General features: G+C 67.5%; 5 protein-coding genes. 4 read left to right on the forward strand and 1 reads right to left on the reverse strand.

Annotated features, from left to right (window positions below; translation table 11 throughout):
* On the forward strand, positions 1-1,019 hold a 1,019-nt coding region (locus VHB27_RS13340; RefSeq protein WP_325601156.1), incomplete at its 5' end, for a toprim domain-containing protein.
* On the opposite strand, the gene VHB27_RS13345 is transcribed toward VHB27_RS13340, so the two are convergent.
* Complete coding sequence (locus VHB27_RS13345) at positions 1,016-2,059, reverse strand: Gfo/Idh/MocA family protein (RefSeq protein WP_325601158.1); 1,044 nt, start codon at positions 2,057-2,059, stop codon at positions 1,016-1,018. The genes VHB27_RS13340 and VHB27_RS13345 overlap by 4 nt on opposite strands.
* 127 nt (positions 2,060-2,186) lie before the next feature.
* On the opposite strand from VHB27_RS13345, the gene VHB27_RS13350 reads away from it, so the two are divergent.
* From VHB27_RS13350 to VHB27_RS13360, 3 genes are all read left to right on the forward strand, one after another.
* Complete coding sequence (locus VHB27_RS13350) at positions 2,187-2,933, forward strand: SDR family oxidoreductase (protein WP_325601160.1); 747 nt, start codon at positions 2,187-2,189, stop codon at positions 2,931-2,933.
* Between the two features lies 1 nt (position 2,934).
* Positions 2,935-4,650, forward strand: a complete 1,716-nt coding sequence (locus tag VHB27_RS13355; RefSeq protein WP_325601162.1) for a carboxylesterase/lipase family protein — start codon at positions 2,935-2,937, stop codon at positions 4,648-4,650.
* Positions 4,651-4,779: 129 nt separating this feature from the next.
* The gene (locus tag VHB27_RS13360) at positions 4,780-5,781 is read left to right on the forward strand and encodes a putative transporter (RefSeq protein WP_325601164.1); all 1,002 of its coding nucleotides are present in this window, start codon (positions 4,780-4,782) and stop codon (positions 5,779-5,781) included.
* The last annotated feature ends 393 nt before the right edge of the window (positions 5,782-6,174 follow it).

Below are 6,174 nucleotides of genomic sequence, written 5' to 3' on the forward strand. Positions count from 1 at the left end.
GCATGCTGGGCAGCCAGGAGATCGGCACCCTGATCACCGCCCTGGGCACCGGCATCGGGCCGGGCGCGGTCGACCAGGGCGGGTTCGACGCCGCCAAGCTGCGCTACCACCGCATCGTCATCATGACGGACGCGGACGTCGACGGCTCCCACATCCGCACCCTGCTGCTGACCTTCTTCTTCCGGCAGATGCGCGACTTGATCGAGCGCGGGCACCTGTTCATCGCCCAGCCGCCGCTGTACCGCGCCAAGCGCGGCAACGACGAGCGCTACTTGAAGGACGACGCGGCGCTGGAATCCTACCTGCTGGACAAGGCGCTCGCCGACGCGCGGATCACCTATGCCAACGGCGACGTGCTGACGGGCGACGACCTGCGGCGGGAGGTGAACCTGCTGCGGGAGACGACGCTGAGCCTGAAGCGGCTGTCCCAGGTGATCCCGGTGGCGCTGCTGGAGCAGGCGGCGATCGCCGGCGTGCTGACACCCGACCCGGTGCGCGCCACCGCCGCCGCCCCGCTGTTCGCGCAAAGGCTGAACGCGGTGTCGCTGCCGACCGAACAAGGCTGGGTGGTCAGCGCGGACAACGGGCTGCATTTGTCCCGCACCGTACGCGGCGTGGCCGAACGCTATGCCCTGGAAGCCTCGGCCCTGCGCAGCGCCGAGGCACGGTGGCTCGCCGAACGGGCCGAGGCCTTGGCGGCGCGGTTCAACGAACCGGCGCGGCTGAAGCTGGATGGACAGGAGCCGACGGTCGCCGGCCCGGCAACGGCCTATGACCGGATCATCGCCCATGGACGGCGCGGGCTGTCGATCCAACGCTTCAAAGGGCTGGGGGAGATGAACCCCGACCAGCTCTGGCAGACCACGCTCGACCCGTCGGTTCGGACGCTGCTGCAGGTGAAGGTCGACGACTCCGAGGAAGCGGCCCAGGTGTTCAGCACCCTGATGGGCGACGTGGTGGAGCCGCGGCGGGACTTCATCGTGGGCAACGCGCTGAAGGTGGCGAACCTGGACGTCTAAAGGGGCATCTGCCCCGGTGGCACCTGCCCCGGTCCGAACACCGCCGCCTCCGCCTGGCATCGCAGCGCCATCCGGCAGGCGGCGAATACCCGGCCGCCCTCGGTGACCCGAGCGTCCGATTGGGTGCGGTGGTCCCGGACATCGGCCAGGAAGTCCGAGTAGTAGGTCACGGGCAACCCGGCGCAGTCCCGGTAATACGTCTCCCGCCGGTTGGCGACGAACATGTGGTCGCCGCCCGAGCGGCCCATCAGGTCCAGGTTCTTGCGCAGCTCCAGCGTCCCCTCGGTCCCCACCAGGAACAGCCGCCCGTCGCCCCAGTCCGGCAGCCCGTCCGGAGTGAACCAATCCAGCCGCATCGTGCCGGTCATCCCGCCGCCGCGCAGGGTGATCTCGGCGAAGTCCTCGAACCCCTTGGGCTCAGTCCCGAAACGGCCGATCGAGCAAGCGGCGACCCCCGGCGCATCGGTGCCGGCGAAGGCCATGAACTGGTCGATCGAATGCAGGCCGATATCCGCGATGATCCCCCCATATGCCGCCCGGTCGAAAAACCAGGACGGCCGCAGCGCTCGGTTCAGCCGATGCGGTGCCAGGCTGGTCAGCGACACCAGCCGGCCCAGCTCGCCGGAGCGGGCGACGTGCAACGCCTCCTGCACGGCGGGCGAGGTCAGCCGGCCCACCACCACCGACCAGATCCGCCCGGTGTCCCGCGCCGCCTGCTCGACCTGGGTCAACTGGTCCGCCGTCGTGACCCCCGGCTTGTCCGTCATCACGTGCTTGCCCCGCCGCATCGCCTCGATCGCGATCCCCGCCCGATCGCGGGGCACGGCGGCGAGGACGATGAAGTCGATCGACGGATCGCCGAGCAGCGCGTCTCGATCCACGGCCGGAACGTCCGGAAAGCGCTTGCGGAACCCCGCCAGCACCCGCGGATCGGTCGTCACCGGGTCATGCCCGGCGCAGACCGCGCCGGCGGCCAGCAACCCGGCGGTCAGGTCGTAGACATGGCGGTGGTCCAGGCCGATGGCGGCGAAGCGGGTCATGTCTTGGGTCCTCCCTGGTATCCGGCAGCGTGCCACGCGGGAAGGCCGCCGTCATCGCATCTTCCCGAACCCGCGGGCCCGGTCCACAATGCGGCCTCGGTTCACGGCAAAACGAGGGAACGACTTCATGACCGGAAAAATCGCCATCGTTACCGGCGCGGGCAGCGGCGTTGGCCGAGCGGCCGCGATCAATCTGTGCAAGAACGACTGGACGGTGGTGCTGGCGGGACGCCGGGCGGACGCGCTGGCCGAGACCGCCAGCATGGCCAACAGCGGCGAGACCCTGGCCGTCCCGACCGACGTGACCGAACCCGCCCAGGTGGACGCGCTGTTCGCCAAGGTGAAGGAGAAGTACGGCCGCCTGGACCTGCTGTTCAACAACGCCGGCGGCAACGTCCCCAGCACCAATTTCGGCGACTTCACCTTCGAGATGTGGCGCAAGGTCTGCGCGGTGAACCTGGATGCGATGTTCCTCTGCGCCAACGCCGCGTTCCGCATGATGCGCGACCAGACGCCGATGGGCGGGCGGATCATCAACAACGGCTCGATCTCCGCGCACAATCCGCGGCCCGGGTCGGTCGCCTATACCTCCACCAAGCACGCGGTCACCGGCCTGACCAAGACCATCGCGCTGGACGGGCGGATCTACGACATCTCCTGCTGCCAGATCGACATCGGCAACGCCGCGACCCCGATGACGGAGCGGATGACGAAGGGCGTGCCCCAGCCGGACGGGTCCACGAAGGTGGAGCCGCGGATGGACGTCGACCATGTCGGCCAGCAGGTCGCGCTGATGGCCGGGTTCCCGCTGGAGACCAGCGTGCAGTTCGTCACCATCATGGCGACCAAGATGCCGTGGATCGGCCGCGGCTGACATGATCCGCCGCCGGACGGCCCTCCTGGGATTGGGGGCCGTCACCCTGGCAGGCGGAAAGGACACCAAGGCTGCCGAGACGCAGACGAAGCGACCCAAGGACGCCCCCCAAGGCCTGACGCCCGGTCGCTCTTCCGGCCCTGTTCCCGGTCCCGTGGTCGAGACCCATCGCGGCAAGGTGCGCGGCACCGTCGATGGCGACATCAAGGCCTTCAAGGGCATCCCCTATGCCGCCGCCCCCGATCGCTTCCATCCGCCGCGGCCGGCCAAAAGCTGGGCGGGCATCCGCGACGCCGTCGCCTATGGGCCGAAATGCCCGCAGCCCGGCAGGGGCCATCCCAGCTTCGCCGCGTCCTGGACCGACGGCACCGAGGCGTCCGAGGATTGCCTGGTCCTGAACGTCTGGACGCCGGGGATCAAGGACCAGCGCAAGCGGCCGGTGATGGTGTGGCTGCACGGCGGCGGGTTCTCGACCGGATCGGGCTCGCGCAACGTCTTCGACGGCACACGGCTCGCGCGGCGCGGCGACGTGGTGGTGGTGACGCTCAACCACCGGCTGAACGTGTTCGGCTTCCTGTACCTGGGCAAGCTGGCCGGGTCGGAGTTCGCCCAATCCGGCAATGCCGGCATGCTGGACATCGTCGCGGCGCTGCGCTGGGTGCACGAGACGATCGCGGTGTTCGGCGGCGATCCGCAGAACGTTACGATCTTCGGCCAGTCGGGCGGCGGCGCGAAGGTCTCGGTGCTGATGGCGATGCCGCAGGCGCGGGGGCTGTTCCACAAGGCGATCGTGCAGAGTGGATCGCAGCTCGACGGGCTGACGCCGGACGAGGCGACGAAGTTCGCGCAAGCCTACCTGGCGGCGCTGAACGTGAAGCCGGCGGAGCTGGGGCGGCTGGCGAAACTGCCGACGGACGCCCTGCTGGCGGGGCTGAAGGCGGTGACGGGCGCGGGAGAAACCGTGCCAGGGACGACAGCCACGCTGGGGACAACCGCGTTGGGGACAACCGCGTTGGGGCCGAAACCGCATTTCAGCCCGGTCGTGGACGGGATCACCCTGCCGCGGCCGCCCTGGACGCCGGACGCACCTGCGGTATCGGGCGGCGTTCCCATGATCATCGGCAGCACCGCCACCGAGACGACGGCGCTGTTCGGCGCCCGCCACCCCGAGGACTTCGCGCTGGACGAGGCGGGGCTGCACCGGAAACTGGCAGGCTTCGTGCCCGAGAAGGACGTGCCCCGCGTCATCGCCGGGTTCCGCAAGCTGATGCCCGAAGCGTCGCCGTCCACCCTGTACTTTGCGATCACGACGGACCGCCGCGTGCGCCAGCAGGCCTGGGCGCAGGCGGAGCGTAAAGCGTCCCAAGGGGCCGTCTGGCTGTACGAGCTGGACTGGGCGACGCCGGTCGATGGCGGCAAATGGGTCTCGCCGCATTCGCTCGACCTGGCCTTTGTGTTCGATAACGTGGCGGTATCGGCGGCGATGGTGGGCGCCGGACCCGATCCGCAGAAACTCGCCGATCAGATGGCCTCCGCCTGGATCGCCTTTGCCCGGTCCGGCAACCCGAACACGCCGGGGGCGACGGCATGGCCGGCGTTCACGGCGACGGGGCGGGCGACGATGGTGTTCGACACGACGTCGCGGGCCGAGAACGATTTCCGCGGGGCGGAGCGCATGCTCCTGGCCTCCCTGCCACTTTACCGCGTCAGCCGCTGACCGGAGCCTCCGGATCGGCGTTCCGGGTGCGCGCGGCTGGAGCGTTCAGCCGGCATCGCCGACGCTTTCCGCTTGCAACGGCGGCTTGCGCCGGTCAGCTTGACGGCACAGTCACGGCGGAGTGATGGTGTGTTTCGGTCCTTCTTTTTGACGAAACGCTGGATGGTGTGGTCGTTCGCGGGCGGTGCGCTGATCCTGTTCGCGACGTGGTACAAGGTCCAGCTCGACGTTCGGATCAACGACTGGTTCGGCACCTTCTACAACATGATCCAGGGCGCACTGGCCAAGCCGGGGTCGATCACCATGGGCGAATACATGTCCCAGTTGTCGACATTCGCCTGGGTCGCCGGTTTGTATGTACTGATTGCTGTCCTGACAGATTTCTTCGTCAAGCATTACATATTCCGTTGGCGCAACGCCATGACGGATTTCTACACCCAGCATTGGCATGTGCTCCGCGGCATCGAAGGCGCCTCCCAGCGCGTCCAGGAGGATACCGCCCGTTTCGCTCGGATCATGGAGGACCTGGGCATCAGCTTCGTCCGCTCCGTCATGACGCTGATGGCGTTCCTGCCGATCCTGTGGTCGTTTTCCCATCAGGTGAAGGCGCTGCCGTGGCTGGGCGAGGTACCGCAGGCGCTGGTCTGGGTGGCGATCGTCTTCGCCCTGTGCGGCACCGTGCTGCTGGCGCTGATCGGCTTCAAGCTTCCCGGGCTGGAGTTCCAGAACCAGCGGGTGGAAGCGGCGTACCGCAAGGAGCTGGTCCATGGCGAGGACGATCACGACCGAGCGGCGGGACCGCATCTGACGTCGCTGTTCAGGGAAGTGAGGCGGAACTATTTTCGTTTGTTCTTTCACTATATGTATTTCGACGTCGCGAAATGGTCGTACCTGCAGATCGGCGTGCTGGTGCCCTATATCGCGCTGGGGCCGACGCTGGTGGCCGGCGGCATCACGCTGGGGATCATGCAGCAGATCGTGCGCGCGTTCGGGCGGGTGGAGATGTCGTTTCAGTACCTGGTCAACAGTTGGACGACGATCATCGAGCTGATTTCAGTCTACAAGCGGCTGCGTGCGTTTGAGCGGACGATCACCCGAAAGGATAACGTGGGGTTGGCCGTGGCGGAGTGACGCTGGTTCCGGCGTATCGGAGCATGACGCGGCTGATGTCGGTCGTGGCTGCCGGGGGGTGGTGGGCGCTGGTGTTGTCCGTTGTGGGTCATGGCTGGCTGTTGGGCGATGGATGGCGGGGTGATTCGACACAGATGGGCTCAGATGAGCGCAGATGAACACAGTGTCTCCGCCATCTGGTGCACTGCCTCCAAGGCTTGGACAGGAAAGCGGGGTACGCTCCGTTTGTTTTTTTGGAAACGATCAGCCTGGACGCTTCCGACTTCCGATAGTACCCCGAGGCTCAGGCAAAGGATTTTTGAGGCGCTGCGCGTTGGCACTGCCCTCCAATCGACCCCGGCCTCTGTGAATATCTGCGCGCATCTGTGTCAAAAACCTGATTCTCCCCAGCAC

The sequence above is a fragment of the Rhodopila sp. genome (assembly GCF_035548235.1).
Classification (GTDB): domain Bacteria; phylum Pseudomonadota; class Alphaproteobacteria; order Acetobacterales; family Acetobacteraceae; genus Rhodopila.